Genomic DNA, 573 nt, shown 5'->3' on the forward strand with positions numbered 1-573 from the left:
GCAAGGCCGAGCCGCGCGGCGACGGCTTCGAACTGCGCACCGACAATCACGGCGCTATCCGCGCCGGCCACGGCCTGCTGTTGTCCACCGAAGCGCAGAACGGCGCGTCCGGTAAACAACTGGCGCGCGAACAGGCGCAAAGCCAGCTGGACGCGGCACTCAGCCTGAGCCAAAGCCTGGGCGACACCGCCACCGGCCAACAAGCCGACACCATGGAAACCGGGCCGGAAGAAATTGGCGCGGACAACGCCAAAGCCGCCAAGAAAACCGAAGGCCACTTGCAACACCAGGCCGCCGCCTTGAAAGCCTGGGAAGCCGGCAGCAATACCGACAAGGACGGCAAGACCGCCAAGGACCAAGCCGGCCAGCAACCGCTGATCGTGCTATCGGCCCCAGCCGGCATCGCCAGCCTGAGCCAGCAAAGCCAGACCGTGGCCGCCGGCACCAATCTGGACCTGGTGGCGCAGCGGGACACCAATCAAACCTCGGGCCGTCGCTGGATTCACAATGTAGGCCAGCACATCAGCCTGTTCGTCGCCGGGGTCAAGGACCAGATCGCGCTGAAGCTGATCG

At 65.6% G+C, this 573-nt stretch carries 1 protein-coding gene; it reads left to right on the forward strand.

All coding sequences use genetic code 11. The annotated features are described in order from the left end of the window. On the forward strand, positions 1-573 hold a 573-nt coding region (locus ACODSD_RS24760), incomplete at both ends, for a type VI secretion system Vgr family protein (RefSeq protein ID WP_488878610.1).

The organism is Chromobacterium sp. FG22 (assembly GCF_057809415.1).